Here is a 22238-nt window from a genome sequence, read left to right as displayed (position 1 = left end):
TGAGGTCCGCACGCCATCCGCACGCATGCAGGCATCGCCGCATCCATCTGCACCCACGGCAGCGGCGCGATGATGCTGTTGCTCTTCCCCGCTGGCCTGGCCGCCCTTGCCGCCCTGGTGCTGCCGCTGCTGATCCATCTGGCGCGGCGCAGCGAGCACCGCCCTACCGACTTCGCTGCGCTGCGTTGGTTGCGTGCCCTGCCGCGCCCGCGTCACCGCGTGCGTTTTGACGAATGGCCGCTGCTGCTGGTGCGCCTGGTGTTGCTGGCGGCGCTGGCCGTGTTGCTGGCCGAGCCGGCGCTGCGTGACCACGCCGATGCACGCCCGCGCATTGCGGTGAGCCCGGGCGTGGATCTGGCTACCGTGCGCCTGCGCGCGCGCGCAGCCGATGCGCAGTGGGTGTGGCTGGCGCCTGGCTTCCCGCCGATCGATGCGCAGACGCCCGCGCCTGCGGTGCCGGCCGGCAGCACGGCCACGGCCACCAGCCTGCTGCGCGAGCTCGACGCCAGCCTGCCCGCCGCCAGCACGCTTGGCGTGATCGTGCCGGCGCAGTGGGGCCGGCTGGATGCGCAGCGCCTGCAGCTGGGTCGCCAGGTGGAGTGGCAGGTAGCGCCCGGGCGCTCGCCCGTGCCCGCGGACGCGCCCCCCGCACCACTGCGCCTGCAGGTGATTGCCGATGATGCCGCCGCACCGGCACTGCGCTATCTGCGCGCGGTGCATGCCGCCTGGGCCACGCCTGGGCCGCTGCCGGTCAGCACGCCGGAGACGGCGGTGCCCAGCCGCTGGGCACCGGGCACGCTGGTGGTGTGGTTGCCGCAGCGCGCGCCGCCGGCGTCGGTCATTGCCTGGGCCACGGCCGGCGGCCAGCTGCTGCTCGCTGCCGGCACGCCGTTGCCGCCATCGCTCAACGCACCGCTGCAGCCGCTGTTGCGTGATGCCCAGGGCGCCCGCGTGCTGGACGCCGCCGCGCTCGGGCGCGGCCAGGTGCTGCGCTGGGCCGCACCGCTGCAACCGCAGCCGCTGCCGGTGCTGCTGGACGCCGACTTCCCCACCCGCCTGCAGGAGGCCCTGCAAACGCGTCCCACCCCGCAGCGCGCGGTGGCGCAGGCCGTGCGCCCCGTGCGTGGCCCCGCCATCCGCCTGAGCATCGACCCACAGCCGCTGGCGCCGTGGCTGATCGGCCTGGTGCTGCTGCTGTTGGGTATCGAACGCTGGCTGGCCACCGGCCCGCGCCGCGGGAGGGCGGCATGAGCACGCCCGCACTGCAACGCGCCTGGCAGGCGGCACGGCGGCGGCGCGCAGCGGCGCTGCTGCTGTTCTGGCTGCCGTTGGCGCTGCTGCCGGCGCTGCTGAGCTGGCGGCTGGGCGTGGGCACCGCTGCTTGGCTGGTGCTGCTGGCGAGCCTGGCCGCACTGGCCGTGGCGGCCTGGCAGGCCGCGCGGCGGCTGGACCAGGCCTGGCTGATCCGGCGCCTGAACCAGGCGCCGGACCTGGACGACAGCAGCGACCTGCTATTCGCCACGCCCGTCGCCCTGGGCCCCTTGCAGACCTTGCAACGCCAGCGCCTGGAACAGCGCCTGCACGCCCGCCCGCGCGACCTGCGCCCGGCCTGGCCCTGGCATTGGTGGCCGTGGACCCTGCTCGGCGTGCTGGCCGGCGTTGCGGTGCTGGTGTGGCCGCAGTCCAGCGCGCCCGCCGCGCCCACCACCGACCCAGTCGCCACCGCGCGCGCCGCAGCCGGCAAACCCGCCCTGCGCCAGGCCCGGCTGCGCAGCACGCCGCCGGCCTACACCGGGTTGCCGCCGGCCGAGCTGCCGGAGCTGGATGGCCGCGTCCCGGCTGGCACCCGGCTGCAGTGGCAGCTGCAGGTGCAACCGGCGCCGCGCACGGTGGCGCTGCGTCTCAACGATGGCCGTGTGCTCCCGCTGACCCGGCAGCCAGACGGCGACCACTGGCACGGCCAGCTGCTGGCCGAGCGCCCCACGCTGTACCGCATCCTCATCGACGGCCAGCCGGCCGACCGCCGCCTGCACCGGCTCGACGTGGTACCCGACCGCCCGCCGCAGGTGCGCGTGCTGGCGCCCGAACAGAGCCTGGTGCTGTGGACGCCGGCCAACGGTGCCTGGACGCTGCGCTTCGAGGCCAGCGACGACTACGCCGTGGCCGCCGGCGCCGAACTGCGCCTGACCCTGGCCCAGGGCGGCGGCGAGAACATCACCTTCCGCACCGAGCGCCGCCCGCTCACCGGCAGTGGCCCGGCCACCCGGCGCAGCTTCGTGGCCACGCTGCAGCCGCAGGCGCTGGGCATGGCCGCCGGCGATGACCTGATCGCCCAGCTGGTGGTCCGCGACACCCGCCAACCCGCCCCGCAGGAAGGCCGCAGCGCCAGCGTGATCCTGCGCTGGCCGCCGCCCCAGCAGACCCAGGCCGCCGGGCTGGAGGCCAGCGTCAAGCAGACATTGCCCGCGTATTTCCGCAGCCAGCGCCAGATCATCATCGATGCCGAGGCGCTGCTGAAGGAAAAACCGCGCCTGGATGCGGCCACCTACCTCAAGCGCTCGGATGCCATCGGCGTGGACCAACGCCTGCTGCGGCTGCGCTATGGCCAGTTCCTGGGCGAAGAGAGCGAAGGCGCGCCCAAGGGGCCGCCCACTGCCGATGAGCCGCCCACCAGCGACGCGCCAGCCGACGACCTGCCCACGGCCGACATGCCCACCGCCGATGCACCGGCACCGCCCGCCGAGCACGCACATGCCGAGCACACAGCCAAGGCCACCGGTGATGCTCGCGATGCTCACGACCACCCACCCGGCGCAGCCGCGCTGGACCCACACGATCATGACCACGACGACGCGCAGCCGGCGCGCGGCGGCTTCGGTCAGGAACAGGACGTGCTGACCGAGTTCGGCCACACCCACGACCACGCCGAAGCAGCCACGTTGCTCGACCCACAGACCCGCGCCCTGCTGCGCGCCGCGCTGGACCAGATGTGGCAATCCGAAGGCGAGCTGCGCCAGGGCCACCCCGAGCGCGCATTGCCGTACGCCAACAAGGCATTGGGTTTCATCAAGCAGGTGCAGCAGGCCGAGCGCATCTACCTGGCGCGGGTGGGGCCGGAGTTGCCACCGATCGACCCGAGCCGGCGCATGACCGGCAAGCGCGATGGCCTGGGCGACCGCCCCGCCGCGCTCGACACCCGCCCGCCAACGGACCCCACCGCGTTGGCACTGTGGAGCGCCTTGGACGAAGACGGCGCGGTGCCCGATGCGCTGCTCGACCGGTACGCGCGCTGGCTGCAGACCGCACAGGACCAGCTGCCCGACCCGCTCAGCCTGGCCGCCGCGGTGGAGACCCTGCGCAGCGAACCGGCCTGCCGCGCGTGCCGGGCGCAGCTGCGCGCCCTGGTGTGGCGCACGGTCACCGCGCCGCCGGCCCCGGTGCACCGCCGCCCGGCCGCGGACGCGCGCGGCCAGCGGTACCTGGATGCCCTGCGCGAGGCGCCACAGCCATGACCGCTGCCGTGCCGCCGATGCTTGCCGCATCCCGTTCTCCCGGGTCCTGGTCCTGCCGATCAGAAGCCGGCCACCGGCAGCGCGCGCTGGCCCGCCCGCTGCGTCCGCCAGCATCGGTGCTTCGTGATGCGGCTCAGAGGGGGCGGTCATGACCGTCGCCCTGCCCTGGATCGTCGGCGCGGCCTTGCTGCTGGTAGTGGTGCTGGGCTGGCTGCGGTTGCTGCGCGCGCACGCACGCCAACCGCAGCCGCGCGGCAGGCTATGGCTGTTGCTTGCGGCCCAACCCGTACTGGCTGCCCTGCTCTACCCGGTGCTGTTGCCGCCGCCGCGTCTGCAGGATGGCGGCCCGCTGCACGTGGCCACGGCCGGCACCCAACCGGCGCAGGTGGGCCCGGCCGCGCAATGGGTGGCGTTGCCGGAAGCCCCGCGCTTGCCGGGTGTCGCCCGCATGCCGGACCTGGCCACCGCGCTGCGCCGCGCGCCCGGCACCACCACCGTGATCGTGCATGGCGACGGCCTTCCCGCGCGCGACCGCGACGCCGTGCGCGTGCCGGTGCGGGTGCAGCCGAGCCCGGCACCGGCCGGCCTGGTCGCCGCCTGGGCACCGCCGTCGGTGGCGCCCGGCGAAGCGCTGACCATCGCCGCGCAGGTGCAGGGCCTGCCGGACGCGCAGGTCGAACTGCTCGACCCGGCCGGTCAACGCGTCGATCGCGCCTCGCCGGATGCGCACGGCCAGGTGCACCTGCACGGCCTGGCGCGCGCGCCCGGGCAGGTGCTGTTCGGCCTGCGCCTGCGCGATGCGGCCGGCGCCGAGCGCGGGCATCTGGCGGTGCCGGTGCAGGTGGTCCCGGTGCCGCCGGTCCGGCTGCTGTTGCTGGCCGGGGCCCCGCAGCCGGAGGTCAAATACCTGCGCCGCTGGGCCAGCGATGCCGGCCTGACAGTACGTAGCCAGGTGACCGTGAGCGCCGGCCTGCAGCTGGGCGATGCGGCCAGCCTGGACGCCGCCAGCCTGGACCAGCTGGATGTGCTGGTGCTGGACACCCGTCGCCTGCTGGCCTTGAGCGCAGCACAACGCCAGCTGCTGGGCGCCGCCATCGCACGCGGCCTGGGCGTGCTGGTGCGGGTGACCGGCCCGGTGGATGCGGCCACCCGCAGCGCGCTCGCCGCGCTCGGCCTGCCGGTGAGCGGCGGCGACACCAGCACCGCGGTGACCGTGGCAGCGGCGCCGGCCGACGCCGGCATCGACCCCGACACCACTAGCACAACGGCCGACACCGCCGTGCCACCCCTGCAACGCCGCACGCTGCAGCCACAGGTGCAAGACGCCATCGTCGCCGCACGCGCCAGCGATGGCACCGCGCTGGGCTGGTGGCGCAGCGCCGGCCGCGGACGCATCGGCGTGAGTGTGGTCGACGACAGCTACGCGCTGGTACTGGCAGGCCGCAGCGACCTGCATGCACAGCTGTGGGCGCAACTGCTCGGCGCGGTGGCACGCCCAGGCGCCGCACTTCCCGCAGCAGTGCAGGACGGCTGGGTGCAGCAACGCATGACCCTGTGCGATGTCGGCGCAGACGCTCACGTGATTGCGCCCGATGGCAGCCGCCACCCGCTGCTGCCCGAACGCAGCGGCAGCGCGCCGCCCTGCGCCGGCTACTGGCCGGCCGCCACCGGCTGGCATCGCCTGCAGACCGGCACCACCCAACGCTGGCTGTTTGTCCGCGCGCCCACCGATGCGCCCGCGCTGTATCGCCAACAGCTGCGCGAGGCCACCGCCGCACTGGCGGCCAGCGGCTCCAGCCGCGCGAGCGCTGCCATACCAACAGCACACCCCGGCGCACGCTGGCCGTGGCTGCTCGCCTGGCTCACCGTGGCTGCGGGGGTGTGGTGGTTGGAACGACGGCGCACCTGACAGGACAGTGCCGCGTTGCCAACGGCGCGAACGATTTCCTTCCAACGCAAAAGCGCGGCGTCATCGTCACCGAAGGATCAAGCGCGCTGCCACACCCGGCAACGGTTGTTCGCCGGCATGTCCACATCGTCCACCAGCTGCAAGCTCACCTGCGCGGCCAGTGCATCCACCTCCGCGGCGTCGCGAATACCCGATGCCGCATCGCGGGCGCGCAACATCGCATCGAAGTCGCGATTGCTATCGCTGGTGAATTCACCGTTGCGGTTGAACGGCCCATAGATCACCAGCACCGCCTGCGGCGCCATCACCGCAGGCAAGCCGGCAAACAACGCCTGCACATGTGGCCACCCCATGATGTGCAAGGTGTTGGCGCTGTAGATGGCGTCATACCCGGCCGGCGTGCCTGCCTGCACCGGCGGCAACGGTGGCGCCGGTGCCAGACCCGGCGCGGGCGTCAACACCGCCTGCAGTGCAACCGGCGGCGGCGTATTGGGCAACGCGGCTTCGTCCAGCCACTGCCGCATCCCCGGCAGATGGTCCGGGTGGTCGCTGGCCTGCCAGCGCAGCCACGGCATCGCTGCAGCGAAGTGCACCGCATGCTGCCCGGTGCCCGCACCGATCTCCAACACGTGCTGCCGGTCAGCGAAGTACCGCTGCAGCACGCTCAGAATCGGATCGCGGTTGCGTGCGGAGGCGGGGGCAAAGGGTTTGGTCATGGATACTTCCAAAGAGGGCGAATCGCCGAGTGCGCGTGGCGGTGATGGAGCAAGCGCGAAGCGGAGGCACTGCTCTGCCACTGCGACGGGCACTATGCCTGCGCGCGTGCGTCAGCGCGGGGCGCTCGGTCCGATGTGTCTTACGAACGTGGTGCAGGCTGCTGCGACGCATGCGGTATGCACATCCCACCGTGTGATCACCGCGGCGCAGGCAACGCGTCATACGCGCGGCGCACGGCCTCGGCGCCGAAGCGGCGTTCCAGCCGGCGCACGATGAAGTGCCCGCGTGCCATCGCCTGAAAGTGGCGCATGAACAAGGTGTTGAGCGTGGCGCCGCTCACCGCGCCTACCAGCGGTACGGCCTGCACGGCGAGTTTTTCGCCCACGTTGACCGAGAACTTGGCGGCGATGCGCGAGACCAGCGACACCAATGCCGGCGCGCCCTTGCTGGCGAAGCCGTGCGCGGCCACGTAGTGCGCGGCGGCGCTGAGCTGCTGCGCCATCGCAGTGCGCACCGCGAAGTAACCCGATTCGGCGCCGTCGTCGCTGGCGCTGCGGCCGCCGTGCGCCAGTACTTCCAGACAGGCCAGCGCGGTCTCCGGGTCGTGCAGGGACTCGCCTTCCGAGCGCGCAATGTCGGCGATGGAACGCAGCATCACCGTAGTGGTCACCGGCAATTCCACCATCAGCCCAGGCAGGCCGAAAAAGCCGCCAGCGCCGCCGGCCACAGCCACCGCCAGGGTGTGCCGCGCGGTGGCGGCCGGCGCGTGCGCCACGGTCTTGCCGCGCAGGCTCAGCAGCGCGGATTTCATCGCCACCTGCAGCGCGCGGCGGGTGACGCCGTCGATGCTGCGCGTCACCACCTTGGGCAGCCGCTTGGCCACCAGGCTTTCGATGGGCGCGCCGAGTGTATTGGCGATCTGTGCGGCCACACCGGGCTTTTCCAGCAGCGCATGCGCTGTGGCCAGATCGTGCTGCGCTGCGGCATCCATCACCGGGATCGGGAGCGTCGTCATGGCGGTCGTCATCGTGTTGGGGCCTGTGGCGATGGTACTCAGCCGCATGTGAGCGGCGCACAAGCGGGCACAACCTTCGTGGCAAAAACTGCATGTTGCGCGCAAGATGCGCGATCATCGGCCTCCGCGCAGGCAACACCGTGACCGATGAACCGCGAGATCCGCCATAGCTTCGTCATTGCCGCCGCCCCGGAGGTGGTCTCCGCCGCGTTGTCCGAGCCCGCGCAGCTGGCGTGCTGGTGGACGCGCGAAGTGCGGCAAGTGGGCGAGCGCGTGTGTCTGGACTGGAGCGGCCACGGCTGGCAGGTAGAGCTGCGCATCGATGGCGGTGCCGACCACCGCCAGGTGTGCTGGCGCTGCGAGCGCTCCAACATGCTCGACACCACCGCGTGGGAGGGCACGGTGATGCGCTTTGATCTGCTGTCCACCAGCGATGGCACGCGGCTGGACTTCGTGCAGTCCGGTTACCGCGACTCGCCGTGCTTTGAGGTCTGTGCGCAGGGCTGGCAGTTCTTCCTGGGCAGCAGCCTCAAACGCTACGTGGAAACCGGGCAGGGCATGCCCTACCCGGACATGCCCGACACCCGCGACCCGGCCCTGCGCTGAGCGCGCCGCCGGGCCTTACGCCGGGCGCGGCTGGCCGATCGACGGCGTGCCGCTCAGCGGCAACTGCGCGTCCACCGTGACCGGGCTGTCGCCCTGCAGCAGCGCACGCGCTTCGGCGTCGCTGGCTACCGCCGGCGGCGAGCCACGCAGCGGCAGCCCGGCGGTTTCGCGCACGAACAGCATCGTCACCAAACCGATCGCCGCCGCGCCCATCAGGTAATACGCCGGCACCAATGGGTCGCCGGTGCGCTCCACCAGCCACGCGGTGACCAACGGCGTGGTGCCACCAAACAACGACACCGACACGTTGAAGGCGATCGACAGCGCGCTGTAGCGCACCGGGGTGTAGAACAGCGCCGGCAGTGTCGAAGGCATCGAGCTGGTGAAACACACCAGCGCCAGGCCAAGCAGCATCAACCCGGTGAAGATCAGCACGTCCGAGCCACTGCCGATCAGCAACAGGCACGGGATGGCCAGTGCGAATAACGCCGCGCACGCGCCGATGATCATGGGGCGCCGGCCCAGCTTGTCGCTGAACATGCCACCGACCACGTTGAGCGGCATCATCACCAGCATGACCAGGATGATCAGCAGCAAGCCCTTGCTCTCGGCGTAACCCATGGTGACGCTGAGATAGCTGGGCATGTAGGTCAGCAGCATGTAATCGGTGACGTTGAAGACCAGCACCAGGCCCACGCACTTGAGCAGCTGCGGCCAGTGCAGGCGCAGCAGGGTCATCAGGCCCTGGCCTGCGGTTTCGCGTTCGCGCTGTTCGGATTGTTCGGTATAGGCGCGAAACGCCGGGGTTTCTTCCAGCTTCATGCGCATGTACAGGCCGAGCAACCCCAGCGGCCCGGCCACCAGGAATGGCACCCGCCAGCCCCAGTCCAGCATCTGCGCCTGGCTCAGCGCCATGTGCAACGCGGTAACGGTGGCCGCGCCGGCGATATAGCCGCCCAACGTGCCAAATTCCAGCCAACTGCCCATCAAGCCGCGATTGCGGTCGGTGGCGTATTCGGCAATGAAGGTCGCCGCGCCGCCGTATTCGCCGCCGGTGGAAAACCCCTGCAGCAACCGCGCCAGCAACAACAGCGCCGGCGCCCACAGGCCGATCTGCGCGTAGGAGGGAATCAGGCCGATGCTGAAGGTGCCCAGCGCCATCAGGATCATGGTGGCCGCCAGCACCTTTTGCCGGCCATAGCGATCACCGAGCGGGCCGAATACCATGCCGCCGATCGGCCGCACCAAAAACGCCACGGTGAAGGTCGCAAAGGTGGCGATCAACTGCGCGGTGGGACTGCTGGACGGAAAGAACACCTGGCCCAGCGTCACTGCCAGATAGCCATAGACGCCGAAGTCGAACCATTCCATTGCATTGCCCAGCGCGGCCGCGCCTACGGCCTTGCGCAGCATGCCGCGGTCCACCACGGTGACCTCGTCGAGTTGCAATTGGCGGCGGCGTTTGAACCAACCGAAATGCGAGCGGATCGCGCGCGTGTCGTGCATATGCGGAAGTCTCCTGGTGCGGCCATCGCTGCCCGCTCGCCCTGGCACTACGCAAGGCACGGCACATCACGCGCTGCACGGCTAAGGCACATGCAGTGGACGACGCCGGAGGCATTCCCGGACGGCCGCGTGAACTCAGCGACGCTGCGGGACAGACGACCAAGGGGTGGGCAGTGCCCAAGGGCTTGATCAGCCCGACATGTTACACCAGCGTGCACAGCATTGCAGGCGCGAGCGTGGGACGCTGCGGGAAATGGCCTGATTTCAGGGGTTTTCCTGAATCTGTCTTCAGCAAGTGCGTGGTTTTTGCAGGCATGAGTCATCCGCACCCGCTTGTCGTAGGGGCGTGCTTGCGCGCGATGAGGCTCTGTCGGTAGAGCTTCATCGCGCCCAAGCGCGCTCCTACGGAGCTATCGATCTCTACATGGCGCGCACTTGCGTTATTGATGCTGCAAACACCCTCGCTCTGAAGGCGTAACGAGTGCTGCACAGCCTGCCTTTCGTAGGAGCGCCCTTGGGCGCGATGGGGCGTACCGGTAGAGCTTCATCGCGCGCAAGCGCGCTCCTACGGAGCTATCGATCTCTGCATGGTGCGTGCTTGCGTTATTGATGCTGCAAACATCCTCGCTCTGTAGGCATAACGAGTGCTGCACGGCCCGCCTTTCGTAGGAGCGCCCTTGGGCGCGATGCGGTTTTACCGGTAACGCCCCATCGCGCGCAAGCGCGCTCCTACATGCATGGATTTGCGTGGTGTGCGACGGCGCCTCGGTGGCACTTTCATACCAGTAGAACAGCAGACTACGCCAACCGTACCAGCGGATTCACCCCACCGATTCCAACGCCGATAACACTGCCTGCAAATCCTCACGCGTTTGCGGCCTGACGGCGCGGGCGACTTCTTCGCCATCGCGCAGCAGGATGATGGTGGGCCACAGCTTCACGCGAAACGATCGGCCCAGCGGCCGCCCTTTTCCGTCTTCGATCTTGCGGTACTCGATATCCGCGTAACCGCCCAGCAGCTTCTGCAACAGCGGTTGCGCGGCCATGCAGTGGCCGCACCAGTCGGTGCCGAACTCCAACACCTGCAGCCCCGGTTGCGCATCGACCGCACTACGGTCCGGCGCCTGCGCCGCGTACTTCCGCACGAACGCCATCGCTGCGTGAGCTCCTTAGGACAGCGCGCGCTGAATATCTTCCAGCGGCAAGTTGGTGAAGTCCTTCGCCAAATCGCCCACCAGGCGCTGCTGGGTTTCCTTGTGCAGCAGCGGGCGCACCCGGCCGAGTGTGGTGGGGTCGGCCACCAGCACCAAGTGGTTGTACTCGTGCTTGAGCGCCCCGTCGTTCAAGGCCTGCGACAGCTGTTTGGCGAAGGTCATTTCGTCGAGTTCCGCCTCTGCGGTGCGGGGCGGAACTTTGCCGGCCGGGCCCTCGTCATCGACGTTCTGCACATCGGTGCGGGCATGCTGGCGCAACACCACCTTGGCTTCGTCGCCGGTATTGGTGAACCACCGCGCTTCGCCGCCATCGGCCACCACCACCAACGCACCCTGGGGAATTTGCAGACTCATCCGTCGTTTCTCCTGTTTCAGTGTCAGCACTGCAATTGCAGCGCCGTCGACCTCAACCTAAGCAAGCCGATGTAAGCACCGCGGGTAGCCGGTGTGTGTGCCACGTTAGCGCGCCGCCGGTAGTGGCGGCGGCGGCAGGCCCAGGTGCTTGCTGAAAAAGCGCGCCATCACCCGCAAGGCCTGCTGGCTCTCAGGCACCGTGTCGGTGAGATGGAAGGCATGGCCCAAACCGTCCCAGACATGCAGGTCCGACTCGCGCCCCAGATCCACCAGCCGCGCGTGCGTGTAGGACGCATTGCTCAACTCGGCCGCGCGTGTGGCGGTGATCAGCAAGGTGGGCGGGAACTGGCGCAGCACCGCATCGGAGAACACCGGCGACACCAGCGGGTCGCGGAAATCCACATCCGGCCCGTAGTACAGGTCCTCCATGATCGGCAGGGTGCCTGCCGCATCAGGCAGCAGGGCATCGTTCACCGCCGCCACCACGCGCTGCGAATCGCCGCGGTAACGTGCGTCGCCCGCAGCGCAGAACAGGCCTGCCGCCGCCGGCATCGGCAACTGTTCCTTGGCAAACCACGCCAGCGCCTCGCCGGTGAGCACGCCACCGGCCGAACAGCCGAACAGGCCCACCTGCGCCGGGGTGTGGGTCTTGAGAGCGGCGCGATACACCGCGGCCACGTCCTCGCTGGCCGCCGGGAACTGGTGCTCCGGGCCCATGCGGTAATCCACCGCCACCACGGTAATGCCGGTCATCGCCGCCACCGGAATGGCTTCCATCAACCCGAACGAGGCCGCACTGCCCATCACAAAACCGCCGCCATGCAATTCGATCAGCAACCGCTTGGCCTGCTCGGGCGTGCGCGTGCGCGGCTGCACACGCAGCACCGGCACGCCGTTCCACTGCTCGGGCGTGATCTCCACCGCGTAGCGCGTGCGCATCTGCGCGATGACGCCTGCGGCCCAACGTTCGGTATCGGCGCGAATGGTGGGCAACTGGCGCAGCAGCGTGGCGTTGTCGGCCTTGGCCAGCGGGTCGCCGCGGTCCACGTCGCCACTGACCTGCGCACGTGCCGCAGGGCTCAGGTACTCAGACACGGGCAGATCGAACGCGGGCACATGTCGAACGCCCAGCGTTGCGGCCGGCTCCGATGCGGCTGCAGCTGCAGGCGCAGCCGCACTCGCGCTCGCCGCACTTAGCAACGCCAGGCACCCCAGCAGCATGCGTCGTGTCCATCGATGGTGTGTCATGCAATGCCCTCCCAGGCGTCGATCAACGCACGAGCATAGCCTGCGCACTGCGGCATGCCATGTGTACGGCTGCCATGGGAGACGGCGCTGCAGTGATCGCGTCGCGCAGCGCACAAGCAGGCACATCCATGCATGGACAACGGACCTGCATTGCAGCGTTGCCGCTTACGCAGGCGCCATGCTCAATCGTGCTTCTGCCCAGGGATGGAGGTGGGCGTATGCAGTGCTTCCTGCACGTACAAGCGCTTGACCAGCACGAAGGCCACCACCGTCAACGGTGCAGCGAGCAGGACACCCGCGGGCCCCAGCAAGGTGCCGATGCCAAATAGCGAAAACAGCAGCAACACCGGCGGCAGATCCACAGTGCGTTGCTGGATCAACGGCAGCAGGATGTTGCCTTCGATCTGCTGCACGACGACGAACAACGCCGCCGTGGCCAGCGCCATCTGCGGACTCACCGTAAAGCCAAGCAGAATGGCCGGAATGGCGGCCAAGATCGGCCCGACGATCGGCACGAAATCCAGCAGCCCGGCGATGATGCCCAGAGCCAGTGCGCCGGGAATGCCCAGGGCCCACAGGCCCAGCCCGGTGAGTGCGCCCACCACCACCATCGCCAGCAATTGCCCGCGTAGCCACAAGCGCAACGCGGTGCCGCTGGCACGCACGGCATCGTCCATGGTGGCGCGCGCCTGCACGGGAAACAGCAACAACAGCCCGCGCCGATACAACTGCGGTTGCGCGGCCAGATAGACCGCACCGGCCAGCACCAGGAACAGATTCGCCACACCACCGGTGATGCTGAGCGCGAAGGCGCCGGCACGCGGCGCCAGATTGGAGACGCGCGCCGGTGCCTGGCGGGTGAGTTCTTCCAGCGCTGGCCCCAACGGCCCGGCCGCAACCCAATCATGGAAGCGCGCCCAGGCCTGCGGCAAGGTGCGCTGCAGGGCACCGAGCTCTGTCGCCAGTTGCGAGCCGAACAACCACAGCAACGCCGTGAATCCCACCGCCACCACGACCACCACCAGCCCCAATGCCATGCCATCCGACAGCGGCGTATAGCGGGTGACCCAACTGGCCAGCGCGCGCAGCAACACCGCCACCACCACCGCACCGAACACCATCAGCAGCAGGCCCGACAGCGCCCACAGCAACCACGCGCAGGCCACCAGAGCCAGCACGATGACCACACGGACGACGAAGGCACGCAGATCGGAGGACGGCATGGACAACAGCTCGCAACGCGGAAACAGCACTCAGCCTAGCGAGGCGTGCGAGAAGATTCTGTGCCCGTGCTGGCGGGGCTGCATCCGTTGCGCTTGCTGTATGCGACACGCGCAATCGCTGAAGCGTCCTCCAGGCCACACACGCAAGCAGGCGTTGCGCACCGTTACTTGCCGTTACTTGGCGCGCGTCAAACAGCACCACCGCTTAGCGGCAACGTATTGATGCCGGAGGTGTATCACTGCGTTCCTGATCAGGCCAAACGTCTGCATCGAACGCGCCAGTCGAGCCACGTCAGCTAACGACGTCGGTCGCGCCGCCGCACCGTCTCTTCAAGCAGGGGTCGCCGCTTGGCGGCAACCTGCCGCAATGCCGGGGGTGCATCACCGCGCCGCTTCGGTGTACACACCTGTGGATCCAACGTGGCCACCGTGTCGCGCCGTTGCACCACTACCCCGCGCAGCACTTGCACCATCCGTATGTCCCGATCAAGCCGCCGCCTCACGCATCAGCTGCTGCACCGCCAGCGTTGCCGAGCGGGTCAGCGGCGTGGGCAACGCATCCAGTGCGAACCAGCCCAGGTCGTGCAGTGCGTCCGGTTCGCGCAGCACGGCGGTTTCGCTGCCGTCGATCGCGGCCAGGTACACCGGTGCCACCCAGTGCTGCGGCGGCGACAGCGCCCGCTCGAACTGGCTCACCACGCACAGCACGCGCTGCAGGTGAATGTGCAGACCGGTTTCTTCCAGGGTTTCTCGCACTACCGCGTCTTCCACTGTCTCCATCCAGTCCACCTTGCCGCCGGGCAATCCCCAGTGGCCTTGTTCGGGCGCGCGTGCCCGCAGCACCAGCAACAGGCGGCCGTCGCTGCGGCGGATAAAGGCGCCGCAACCAACGCGGGCGTGGGAATCAGACGGAGCGGTCATCGGTGGGCCTGGGTACGCCACGGTGCGTGGCGCGCGCATTGTCCGGCAGCGCTGCGGCCGCGGGCAAACTGCGGAAATGCCGTAGCCGCCCTGCGTCACCGCGGCGGCGGCGGCTGCGTCAGGGCATCGCATGCATTCGTTTCCAATGCCCTGCGAAACGCATTGCGAACGCAACCAATGACATCGCCTTAGCGCTGCAGCCGTCACGCTAGGTCATCACGCCTCGCAGCAGGCGCATTGGCTGGAACTCCATGTCTCGCATTCTGTTGATCGGTGGTCACGGCAAGGTGGCGCGTTTGCTCACCCCGTTGCTGCTGGCCGGTGGCCACCACGTCACAGCGCTGTTTCGTAATCCCGACCACGCAAGCGATGTGATCGCCGATGGCGCCACTCCCGCACTGTTCGATATCGAACACGCCGACACCGCGGCCATCGCCGCGCACATCACCGGCCACGATGCAGTTGTTTGGTCGGCCGGTGCCGGCGGTGGCGATGCCGCGCGCACCTATGCGGTGGACCGCGATGCCGCGATCCGATCGATGCACGCGGCCGAGCAGGCGCGTGTGCGGCGCTACGTGACGGTGTCCTACCTGGGCGCGGGGCTGGAGCACGGGGTGAGCCCGGAGGATGGCTTCTTCGCTTATGCGCAGGCCAAGGCAGCTGCCGATGCGCACCTGCGCGGAACCACGCTGGACTGGACCGTGCTCGGGCCGGGCCGGCTCACCCTGGACCCACCCAGCGGCTGCATCGCCCGCGACCCGGGCAGCGACACCACCGAGGGCGTATCGCGCGCCAATGTCGCGCAGGTGATCGCCGCCACCCTGGCCACGCCGGCCACCATCGGCAAGACCGTGGGATTCGTGGATGGGCCCACCCCCATCACGCAGGCGCTCGCGCAGCTGGCATGAACGCCAGCCCGTCCGCAGCGCGCTGCCATGGCAAGGGCCGCTGGCAGCTAACGATTTCCTAAAGTCGCACCGCGCATAGTCGCCGGCGCAGCCCCCACTGTGGAGATCGCTATGTCTGCGTTTGTTGCGCCCCGCCGCGCCGGCATCCTGCCGCCGTATCTGCTGGACCACGTGGCGCAGGCCGCACCGGAGCGCGCACGGCACTGCGCGCAGCTCACCCGCCACATCACCGCGCAGCTGCGCCAGCGCCGCGCGCAGGGGTTGCTGGCGCGCGACAGCGCCGACGATGCGCCCACCGCCACCACTGACACCGCGGTGCGGCGGCATCTCTACGACGCCCAGCAAGGCACCGCCCTGCCTGGCGTGCTGGTGCGCGAGGAAGGTGCGCCGCCCACCGACGATGTCGCCGTGACCGAGGCTTACGATTACCTCGGCGCCACCCATGCCTTCTTCCAGCAGGTGTATGCGCGCAACTCGATCGACGATGCCGGCATGCCGCTGCTTGGTACCGTGCACTACGAGCGCAACTACGACAACGCGTTCTGGACCGGCGAGCAGATGGTATTCGGCGATGGCGACGGCGAGATCTTCACCCGCTTCACCATCGCCATCGACGTGGTGGCCCATGAGCTCACCCACGGTGTTACCGAGCGCACCGCCAACCTGATCTACCAGGGCCAGTCCGGTGCCTTGAACGAATCGGTCTCCGATGTGTTCGGCGTGCTCGTCAAGCAATACGCGCTGCGCCAGGACGCCGCGCAAGCCGATTGGCTGGTGGGTGCCGGCATGTTCCTGCCCGGCGTGCAGGGCGTGGCGCTACGCTCGATGCAGGCGCCCGGCACCGCCTACGACGACCCGGCATTGGGCAAGGACCCGCAGCCGGCGCATATGGACGCCTACGTGGACACGCAAGAAGACGACGGCGGCGTGCATTACAACTCCGGCATTCCCAACCGCGCCTTCCAGCGCGCCGCGGTTGCCATCGGCGGTTACGCCTGGGAAAAGGCCGGGCGCATCTGGTACCGCGCCCTCACCGGCGGCGCGCTGTCGGCCAGTGCAGATTTCGCCACCTTCGCCGCACTCACCGTGCGCGTGGCCAGCACCGATTACGGCGCGGGCAGTGCCGAGGCCAGTGCGGTGGAACAGGCCTGGCGCGACGTGGGCGTGCTCGCATGACCGTGCAATTGCCGCCCTTGCAACCAGGTGTCGTGTTGCGGCTGGCACGCGAAGGTGGCGTGGCCGCATTCCCGGCCATGCGCCGCGAGCGCCAGCTGGTGCTGGAAGAGCTGGACGAGGTGCAACGCCAACACCTGGGCGCGCTGCTGGATCAGTGCCTGGCGCATGCACTCCCCGCCCCGCAAGCCGGCGGCGGCGACCGCCGCTATTTCAGCATCATCTGGGACGGCGCCAGCGAACCGCTGCGCATCCCCGAAGAACACGCCCCGGCGGAAATCGTACGGCTGTGGAAGCAGGGCACGTTGTAGATAGCTTGCGCGCGAGCGCGGCACGCGGAGGCGCAGAGGCGCCGGTCACGTCGCGGGCGGTCGACGCCTCGTAGGAGCGCGCTTACGCGCGATGATGCTTCACCGGTAACGCCCCATCGCGCGCAAGCGCGCTCCTACAAAGGCAGTTTGGTCATGGTTGCCGCAGCGGCGGCCCAGAATCAGTACGCCAGGGGCGGCAATCTCCGCCACATTCGGCGTTGGGGCAGAACGCGCGGCTCAGGACAGATGTTGTAGCGGCGATGACGCGCAAACGATCGTAGCTCGTAACGCACCAAGCAAATGCAACGTAGGAGCGCGCTCGCGCGCGACGAGGCTCTACCGGTAACGCTCCATCGCGCGCAAGCGCGCTCCTACAAAGGCAGCTTGGTCGCGGTTGCCAAAGCATCAACGTAGACAAGACTGGTGCGCTTATTCGGCGTACAGCCGCCACAGATCGTGCGACTACAGCTCGAAAACCTTGGAGCGGCCAGCACGCAAACGATCAGAATACGTAACCGCGCAAGCAGCCGCGTAGGAGCGCGCTCGCGCGCGAAGAAGCTCTACCGGTAACGCCCCATCGCGCGCAAGCGCGCTCCTACGGATACGGCGGAGGCGTCAACGCCAGCACATCCAGCAAACGCCACACACGGCGCGACAGACCTCCATGCCTGCACGGGGTCTGTCGAAGAAAGTGGTCCAACTGCGGATGCCTGCACCCTTTAAGCTGCCTAGATGCTCTAGGGCTGCACAGCTGGTGACGCATAGTCGCGGTGTCCCCGTTAGCACCGCGTGCAGCGCAGCGGTCAACCTGAAGACAGCCCGCTCATCGCTGCATTGCCGCATCGATCGTGCAGCAATCGCTGTGGCGCCAGGTTCACTCCGCGTGCTGCGCTTCCACCAACAACGCCAGCAGCGTCAACGACTCCTGCCATCCCAGGTAGCAAGCGTGCAGAGGATCTGTTCGGGAATCCCCTCCTGCACCACGTGCAGGTCGGTGCCGCACGGCAACGGCTGCAGCCGCACCGTGGTCAGCAGCGTGCCGGGCAGTGACGGGTCGTCGAAGACATCGTCTTAGCACAGCAGCGCGTTGGGCACCAGCTCCCGGTAGGTGCCACCGAAGGCGTGCCGCTGGCCGCTGCCAAACTGGGTGAACGCCATGCGGAAGGTACCGCCGACGCGGGCATCCAGATGCTCCACCGTGTTGGTAAACCCATGCGGCGGCAACCACTTGCTCAACGCAGCGGCATCCAGGAAGGCGCGGTAGACCCGCTCGGGGCTGGCACGCAGAACACGGTGCAGGGTGACAGTGGACATGGCGCTCGCAACTGGCAGAGGACGACCCTCTGCCCGACAACGCACCAGGCCGCCGGAAATCGACATGACCGCGCCAGGCCGCGCCCGCACGCGTGCCACGTTGCCGGCACGGCCCGCTTCGCGGATAGTCGCGCCACTGATCAAACGATTTCTCAAGATGCTTGTGATTGTGCTGTTGGCTGTTGTGGGGGTGCTTGCCATCGTGCTCGGCGTGGTCGCCGCCTCGCGCCGTGGGGGCCCGCCCGCCGTCTCCACCACCGACCCCGCGCCGTTATCCGAGTCCGCGCCAGCGGCACCGGCTGCGGGCGCCACCGCGGCGCCCGATGGCGCTGCCACCGCCATGCCTGCAAGCACACCCGAGCCGCGCGCGGTGATGGCCGAGCCGCCGCCGATGCGCCCGTTGTTGCGGCGCATGTATGCCGCGGTAATGGACACCCCGTCGCTGGCCGATGCCGACGCCGCCATCGACCCGGCCCAGGCCGCCGTGCTGGCCAGTGCGGTCAGCGCGCTCGACCACGTGGACATGCGCCCGCAGCTGCTACCGCGGCGCCCGCACCTGTTGCCGCAGCTGATGCGTGCGGTCAACGACCCGGATGCGTCCGGCCGCGGCATCGCCGCGATCATCGCGCAGGACCCGGCGCTGGCCGCCAACCTGCTGCGCATCGCCAACAGTGCCCTGTACCGCCCGCAAGGCGGACCGCTGGAAAGTCTGGAACGCGCGGTGGTGCACATCGGCACCGAAGGCGTGCGCCAGATCGTGGCCGCCGCGGTGATGCAACCGGTGCTCAGCCTGGAAGGTGGCCTGTACGCCCGCCTGCCGGCGGCGGTCTGGGACTACGCGCTGCGCACGGCCACCGCCGCGGCCGCCTATGTGCGCGAACGCGGTGGCGACACCTTGTCGGCGCAACTGGCCGGCCTGCTGCAAGGCCTGGGTGCGGTGGTGATCCTGCGCGTGCTGCGCGACGCCTACGCCGAGCAGCCGTCGGTGCCGTACAGCCTGGAGGTGGCCGCCACCCTGGTCGACCGCCACACCGCCGCGGTGGCCAAGACCATCGCCACCGCCTGGGAGCTGCCCGCCCAACTCGGCACCGCGCTGGACGAACAACGCCCCGAGCACGACAGCACCTTGCTGGCCACATCGCTCGGGCGCGCATTGCGCTACGGGCGCCTGGCTGCCGCCCTGGCCATGCTCGCCCGCCACGGCGCCGAAACCGAAACCCACGCCCTGAGCGTGCTTGCCACGCTGGAACCGGACGAGGCGGCCAATGCCGCGCTATGGCAACGGCTGGTGGCGGCGAGCGTGGAATAGCACGCGTCGGCCCTGGGACGAGGTTAACCTTCACCGAGTTCAACGCGCTTATAAGGTTACGCTTGGGTGTGGCCTGCAGCAGATCTGAGTACATGCCTGGACTTGCTGCACTCATATCCAAGCGCGGAAACGGATGTTGTCCCCTTAGCTCGACGCTCCGGGGCGCCATCAGCTGGGAAACTTGAATAGGGAGATTGTCCGATGCATTTGACGATACGATCCACATGCATGACGGGCGCGATGTCTGCCCTCCTTTTCTTACTCACCTCATTAACAGCGTGTGCCATGCAAAACAATCAAGAATTTGATACCAATGCGTGGAAATCCCAACGCGGAATTGATTTTGAAAAGAATCAACGCATCCATATGATGGAGGCCGTAAAGGGCGTTATTCACGTGGGTATGCGCAGGGAAGATGTGCTCACGCTATTGGGACCACCCGATTACTCCGAAGACGGCACAAACACGTCAACAGACGTCTATTATCTTGGAATTTCTCCCTATGCAGGAGATACACAAGAATACGACATTCAGTACAAAGACGGAAAAGTAATGGTTCACCATACCGTACAGGGCTAAAGGAGAACAGGGATGTCGAGCGAATCTGATCTGGAACAGATCCGGAAGAATTTTCAGGTCCAAGACGATCAGGTGATCAAGTATCACCCCAGACTGGCCGGGAAAGTGGATATCCCTTTCTCGCCCTCGATTGAAGTCACGATGACCGAGGGCAAGCTTATGGATGAGATGACCTGGAGTAGAGGTCTACAAGGCCTATTGGAGCTCAAGAACACGCAAGATCTGGCATTCATTGAGAGCCGGCGCCGATTTCCGGACCAGCCGGTCCCTGACGGAGTTCCAGAAGGTCGGGCGAAAGAATGGCAGTTCAATGATGGCCATCGTGACGCTTTTCGTCATACATACTGGAATGCGCTGCTAGCTAAAGAGTTCGGAAACGAGTGGGCAGAGGCACTTGCAACAGCGCACGAAGGGATGCCAGGAAACCCGGCTAACCGCGAAGCGATGGACCTCTATAACAACCAAGTTGGCAGAGGAATTGCGGCCGCGCATCCGAATGCATCCAAGGAGCAGCTTGCGGCGTTGGTGGGTGACGCACTGAGCGAAGGCAAATTGATTCTCATGGATCGTAACGGAGCGCTTGCTTGGAGCAATCAAGTCGAGGTGGGCCAACATGGGCTGTCACCCAAAGAGGCGATTCAAGGACACCTGAAGACGCCAGACGTAGTACCAGCAGCGCCGCGCACGTCCGGTTTTTTTGGTGCCAACGCGCCAGGCGACCAGGGCCTAACACCAGATGATCCAAGTCACCCGCGTTACGCGCTGCATCAGCAATGCAAAGCAGGTGTCGGTGCGTTGGATCAGCAGTTGGGACGCGCGTCTGACGAGAAGAGCGCTTGTATGGCCGCGAGCCTTACCAACCTCGCCGTGAGCAATGGCCTGGAGCGTGTGGATCACGTGCTGCTAAGCGATCAGGCCAAACCGGCGAGCCTGGGACAAAATGTCTTCATCGTTCAAGGCGAACTGAGCGACCCTGCCCATTTACGCGCGCATATGTCGGCGGACCAGGCAATTTCTACGCCAATAGAAGCCTCATTCCGGGAGTTAGCTCAGGTGGAGCAGCGCAACGTGGCGCTGCAAAGTCAGCAAGCTCTGACGCAACAGCAGGATGAGCACGTCAAAGCTGTGCAGCGCGTGTAACTTCAAGATGCACCAGGTCCGGGTGTTCAACTGCACCAGCGTTGTGAGAGCAAACGACCTTCAATCCCACGTTAACTCTCCTGCACACAGGTCTCAGCAGTTTTTGCTTCAGCGCGTTCGGCGTGTGGCTGTGCTGCAGTATCTGAAAAATTTCTGGATGCTTGCTTCATCAGAAAAAAAAAAACGCCGGGCCATCTGCAGATTGGCCGGTGTCGATTGAGTTACTGCAGACACCGCTGGTGGCTTCGCTGTCTGCCCGGTCGTAACTCTCGGCTCACAGCGCGGTGTCCATACAGGGCTCCGTGTAGCAGGCGGACATAGCCGCGCGTTGGCTCACCCCTCCACCACCGGATCGGTACGGCGGCCCACCCGGCCGGCGGCGAATGACACTGCGGCGCCCAACAGCAGCACCAGTGTGGTCCAGGCAGCGCGCGAGACACCGCGTGCGGCGGTGTCGCCGGCTTTGCGTGCCTTCTGCTCGGCGGTGCGCTTGAGCGCGTCAGGCGCACGGCTGCGGCGTGGCCGACCTCACGGGCCGCGAGCGCGATGTGCTGGGCCTGCTCGCCGAAGGCCTGGCCGACAAGGAGATCGCCCAGCAACTGGGCGTGTCGCCCAACACGGTGCGCAACCATGTGGCCGCGCTGTATTCCAAGATCGATGTGCATAGCCGCGGCGAAGCCATTGTCTGGGCGCGTGAGCGCGGCTTTGCCGGCCGCCTGGCAAAGAAACCTGCACGCAAGCCGTGAGCGCGGGGTAGATGACGCGAATGCACCATTCCAGCTAGTGCATTCGCATGTGGGCAGCGCCGCAACAGACGCACACCATGCTCACACCGGCCCAGACAGACTGGACCGGTTCCCCAAACTACGAGAAACGTCCCATGGATAAGAACCGTATCGAAGGCGCCGCCAAGCAGGTCAAGGGCTCGGTGAAGGAAGCCATCGGCCGTGTCACCGGCGACAAGAGCACCGAACTGGAAGGCGCCGCCGAAAAGAATATCGGCAAGGTGCAGCGCAAGGCCGGCGAACTCGCCGACGACGTGCGCGACGCGACCAAGTCCACCAAGTAACTCCTTTGCTTCAGCGCTGCTGTTGCAGGTTCGGCAGGTGGTGCGCATGTCAGGTTGAGTTGGAGCGCAGTGCCGCAGCCTGCGGGTAGTGCACAGCCCATGGAACGCGGAATGCGTTGAGGGCCATCGCCGTTTGAATGGTTCACGCGCACTACGCCAATGAGTCAAAACGCCAAACGCCCCGGCTTGTCCGGGGCGTTTGGCGTTTAT

Annotated in this window: 20 protein-coding genes and 1 pseudogene; 12 read left to right on the top strand and 9 right to left on the bottom strand. The window is 67.7% G+C overall.

Annotation, left to right across the window (positions count from 1 at the left end):
• The first annotated feature begins 69 nt into the window (after positions 1-69).
• The 3 genes from QRM60_RS10110 to QRM60_RS10100 all read left to right on the top strand — a co-directional run bounded on the left by QRM60_RS10110 (position 70) and on the right by QRM60_RS10100 (position 5421).
• A complete protein-coding gene (locus QRM60_RS10110; protein ID WP_285446115.1) occupies positions 70-1251 on the top strand; it encodes a BatA domain-containing protein in 1182 nt (393 codons plus the stop codon).
• A complete protein-coding gene (locus QRM60_RS10105; protein ID WP_285446114.1) occupies positions 1248-3512 on the top strand; it encodes a hypothetical protein in 2265 nt (754 codons plus the stop codon). Before QRM60_RS10110 ends, QRM60_RS10105 begins: the two co-directional genes overlap by 4 nt.
• Before the next feature lie 148 nt (positions 3513-3660).
• Positions 3661-5421: a carboxypeptidase regulatory-like domain-containing protein gene (locus QRM60_RS10100; RefSeq protein ID WP_285446113.1), complete on the top strand. Its 1761-nt coding sequence runs from the start codon at positions 3661-3663 to the stop codon at positions 5419-5421.
• Positions 5422-5498: 77 nt separating this feature from the next.
• Here the strand turns inward: QRM60_RS10100 and QRM60_RS10095 are convergent, their stop codons facing one another.
• A complete protein-coding gene (locus QRM60_RS10095) occupies positions 5499-6137 on the bottom strand; it encodes a DUF938 domain-containing protein (RefSeq protein WP_119960685.1) in 639 nt (212 codons plus the stop codon).
• Between the two features lie 197 nt (positions 6138-6334).
• Positions 6335-7153, bottom strand: coding sequence for an EcsC family protein (locus tag QRM60_RS10090; protein ID WP_274347877.1), 819 nt, complete (start codon positions 7151-7153; stop codon positions 6335-6337).
• Between the two features lie 147 nt (positions 7154-7300).
• On the opposite strand from QRM60_RS10090, the gene QRM60_RS10085 reads away from it, so the two are divergent.
• Positions 7301-7759 (top strand): SRPBCC domain-containing protein, encoded by a 459-nt coding sequence (locus QRM60_RS10085; protein ID WP_285446112.1) that lies wholly within the window; start codon positions 7301-7303, stop codon positions 7757-7759.
• Positions 7760-7774: 15 nt separating this feature from the next.
• Here the strand turns inward: QRM60_RS10085 and proP are convergent, their stop codons facing one another.
• The 6 genes from proP to QRM60_RS10055 all read right to left on the bottom strand — a co-directional run bounded on the left by proP (position 7775) and on the right by QRM60_RS10055 (position 14225).
• Positions 7775-9265 carry a glycine betaine/L-proline transporter ProP gene (proP, locus tag QRM60_RS10080; protein WP_011035341.1) on the bottom strand — a complete coding sequence of 497 codons (1491 nt, stop codon included), beginning with the start codon at positions 9263-9265 and terminating at the stop codon, positions 7775-7777.
• Positions 9266-10086: 821 nt separating this feature from the next.
• Complete coding sequence (locus tag QRM60_RS10075) at positions 10087-10419, bottom strand: thioredoxin family protein (RefSeq protein ID WP_285446111.1); 333 nt, start codon at positions 10417-10419, stop codon at positions 10087-10089.
• 15 nt (positions 10420-10434) lie between these two features.
• On the bottom strand, positions 10435-10833 hold the full coding sequence (locus QRM60_RS10070) for a host attachment family protein (protein ID WP_042595503.1): 399 nt from the start codon (positions 10831-10833) through the stop codon (positions 10435-10437).
• A 105-nt stretch (positions 10834-10938) separates the two neighbouring features.
• On the bottom strand, positions 10939-12054 hold the full coding sequence (locus QRM60_RS10065) for an alpha/beta hydrolase (RefSeq protein ID WP_285446123.1): 1116 nt from the start codon (positions 12052-12054) through the stop codon (positions 10939-10941).
• Between the two features lie 209 nt (positions 12055-12263).
• A complete protein-coding gene (locus QRM60_RS10060) occupies positions 12264-13304 on the bottom strand; it encodes an AI-2E family transporter (protein WP_042595501.1) in 1041 nt (346 codons plus the stop codon).
• Positions 13305-13790: 486 nt separating this feature from the next.
• Complete coding sequence (locus tag QRM60_RS10055) at positions 13791-14225, bottom strand: NUDIX domain-containing protein (RefSeq protein ID WP_285446110.1); 435 nt, start codon at positions 14223-14225, stop codon at positions 13791-13793.
• A gap of 251 nt (positions 14226-14476) precedes the next feature.
• On the opposite strand from QRM60_RS10055, the gene QRM60_RS10050 reads away from it, so the two are divergent.
• The 3 genes from QRM60_RS10050 to QRM60_RS10040 all read left to right on the top strand — a co-directional run bounded on the left by QRM60_RS10050 (position 14477) and on the right by QRM60_RS10040 (position 16617).
• Positions 14477-15133, top strand: a complete 657-nt coding sequence (locus QRM60_RS10050) for an SDR family oxidoreductase (protein WP_285446109.1) — start codon at positions 14477-14479, stop codon at positions 15131-15133.
• A 111-nt stretch (positions 15134-15244) separates the two neighbouring features.
• Complete coding sequence (locus QRM60_RS10045) at positions 15245-16309, top strand: M4 family metallopeptidase (protein ID WP_161960222.1); 1065 nt, start codon at positions 15245-15247, stop codon at positions 16307-16309.
• Positions 16306-16617, top strand: a complete 312-nt coding sequence (locus tag QRM60_RS10040) for a protealysin inhibitor emfourin (protein ID WP_014506009.1) — start codon at positions 16306-16308, stop codon at positions 16615-16617. The genes QRM60_RS10045 and QRM60_RS10040 overlap by 4 nt, the downstream gene beginning before the upstream one ends.
• Positions 16618-17491: 874 nt before the next feature.
• Here the strand turns inward: QRM60_RS10040 and QRM60_RS10035 are convergent.
• Positions 17492-17931 (bottom strand): annotated as a pseudogene (locus QRM60_RS10035) (SRPBCC family protein).
• Between the two features lie 157 nt (positions 17932-18088).
• On the opposite strand from QRM60_RS10035, the gene QRM60_RS10030 reads away from it, so the two are divergent.
• The 5 genes from QRM60_RS10030 (at position 18089) to QRM60_RS10010 (ending at position 22028) form a co-directional block, all read left to right on the top strand.
• Positions 18089-19240, top strand: coding sequence for an HDOD domain-containing protein (locus QRM60_RS10030; protein ID WP_285446108.1), 1152 nt, complete (start codon positions 18089-18091; stop codon positions 19238-19240).
• A gap of 240 nt (positions 19241-19480) precedes the next feature.
• Positions 19481-19819: a hypothetical protein gene (locus QRM60_RS10025; protein ID WP_153065465.1), complete on the top strand. Its 339-nt coding sequence runs from the start codon at positions 19481-19483 to the stop codon at positions 19817-19819.
• 12 nt (positions 19820-19831) lie between these two features.
• Positions 19832-20959 (top strand): XVIPCD domain-containing protein, encoded by a 1128-nt coding sequence (locus QRM60_RS10020; RefSeq protein WP_153065466.1) that lies wholly within the window; start codon positions 19832-19834, stop codon positions 20957-20959.
• Between the two features lie 518 nt (positions 20960-21477).
• Positions 21478-21705 (top strand): response regulator transcription factor, encoded by a 228-nt coding sequence (locus QRM60_RS10015; RefSeq protein WP_238595563.1) that lies wholly within the window; start codon positions 21478-21480, stop codon positions 21703-21705.
• Between the two features lie 134 nt (positions 21706-21839).
• Positions 21840-22028 (top strand): CsbD family protein, encoded by a 189-nt coding sequence (locus QRM60_RS10010; RefSeq protein WP_057670974.1) that lies wholly within the window; start codon positions 21840-21842, stop codon positions 22026-22028.
• Positions 22029-22238: the final 210 nt, after the last annotated feature.

The sequence above is a fragment of the Xanthomonas sp. fls2-241-TYG-148 genome, assembly GCF_030208815.1.
Classification (GTDB): Bacteria; Pseudomonadota; Gammaproteobacteria; order Xanthomonadales; family Xanthomonadaceae; genus Xanthomonas; species Xanthomonas campestris.
This window is presented reverse-complemented; position numbering and strand designations above follow the sequence as displayed.

Bases quoted from the DNA above. Each gene is read 5' to 3' on its own strand.
- QRM60_RS10110 (WP_285446115.1), top strand. From the start codon at position 70: ATGATGCTGTTGCTCTTCCCCGCTGGCCTGGCCGCCCTTGCCGCCCTG.
- QRM60_RS10105 (WP_285446114.1), top strand. From the start codon at position 1,248: ATGAGCACGCCCGCACTGCAACGCGCCTGGCAGGCGGCACGGCGGCGG.
- QRM60_RS10100 (WP_285446113.1), top strand. From the start codon at position 3,661: ATGACCGTCGCCCTGCCCTGGATCGTCGGCGCGGCCTTGCTGCTGGTA.
- QRM60_RS10095 (WP_119960685.1), bottom strand. From the start codon at position 6,137: ATGACCAAACCCTTTGCCCCCGCCTCCGCACGCAACCGCGATCCGATT.
- QRM60_RS10090 (WP_274347877.1), bottom strand. From the start codon at position 7,153: ATGACGACGCTCCCGATCCCGGTGATGGATGCCGCAGCGCAGCACGAT.
- QRM60_RS10085 (WP_285446112.1), top strand. From the start codon at position 7,301: ATGAACCGCGAGATCCGCCATAGCTTCGTCATTGCCGCCGCCCCGGAG.
- proP (WP_011035341.1), bottom strand. From the start codon at position 9,265: ATGCACGACACGCGCGCGATCCGCTCGCATTTCGGTTGGTTCAAACGC.
- QRM60_RS10075 (WP_285446111.1), bottom strand. From the start codon at position 10,419: ATGGCGTTCGTGCGGAAGTACGCGGCGCAGGCGCCGGACCGTAGTGCG.
- QRM60_RS10070 (WP_042595503.1), bottom strand. From the start codon at position 10,833: ATGAGTCTGCAAATTCCCCAGGGTGCGTTGGTGGTGGTGGCCGATGGC.
- QRM60_RS10065 (WP_285446123.1), bottom strand. From the start codon at position 12,054: ATGCTGCTGGGGTGCCTGGCGTTGCTAAGTGCGGCGAGCGCGAGTGCG.
- QRM60_RS10060 (WP_042595501.1), bottom strand. From the start codon at position 13,304: ATGCCGTCCTCCGATCTGCGTGCCTTCGTCGTCCGTGTGGTCATCGTG.
- QRM60_RS10055 (WP_285446110.1), bottom strand. From the start codon at position 14,225: ATGACCGCTCCGTCTGATTCCCACGCCCGCGTTGGTTGCGGCGCCTTT.
- QRM60_RS10050 (WP_285446109.1), top strand. From the start codon at position 14,477: ATGTCTCGCATTCTGTTGATCGGTGGTCACGGCAAGGTGGCGCGTTTG.
- QRM60_RS10045 (WP_161960222.1), top strand. From the start codon at position 15,245: ATGTCTGCGTTTGTTGCGCCCCGCCGCGCCGGCATCCTGCCGCCGTAT.
- QRM60_RS10040 (WP_014506009.1), top strand. From the start codon at position 16,306: ATGACCGTGCAATTGCCGCCCTTGCAACCAGGTGTCGTGTTGCGGCTG.
- QRM60_RS10030 (WP_285446108.1), top strand. From the start codon at position 18,089: ATGCTTGTGATTGTGCTGTTGGCTGTTGTGGGGGTGCTTGCCATCGTG.
- QRM60_RS10025 (WP_153065465.1), top strand. From the start codon at position 19,481: ATGTCTGCCCTCCTTTTCTTACTCACCTCATTAACAGCGTGTGCCATG.
- QRM60_RS10020 (WP_153065466.1), top strand. From the start codon at position 19,832: ATGTCGAGCGAATCTGATCTGGAACAGATCCGGAAGAATTTTCAGGTC.
- QRM60_RS10010 (WP_057670974.1), top strand. From the start codon at position 21,840: ATGGATAAGAACCGTATCGAAGGCGCCGCCAAGCAGGTCAAGGGCTCG.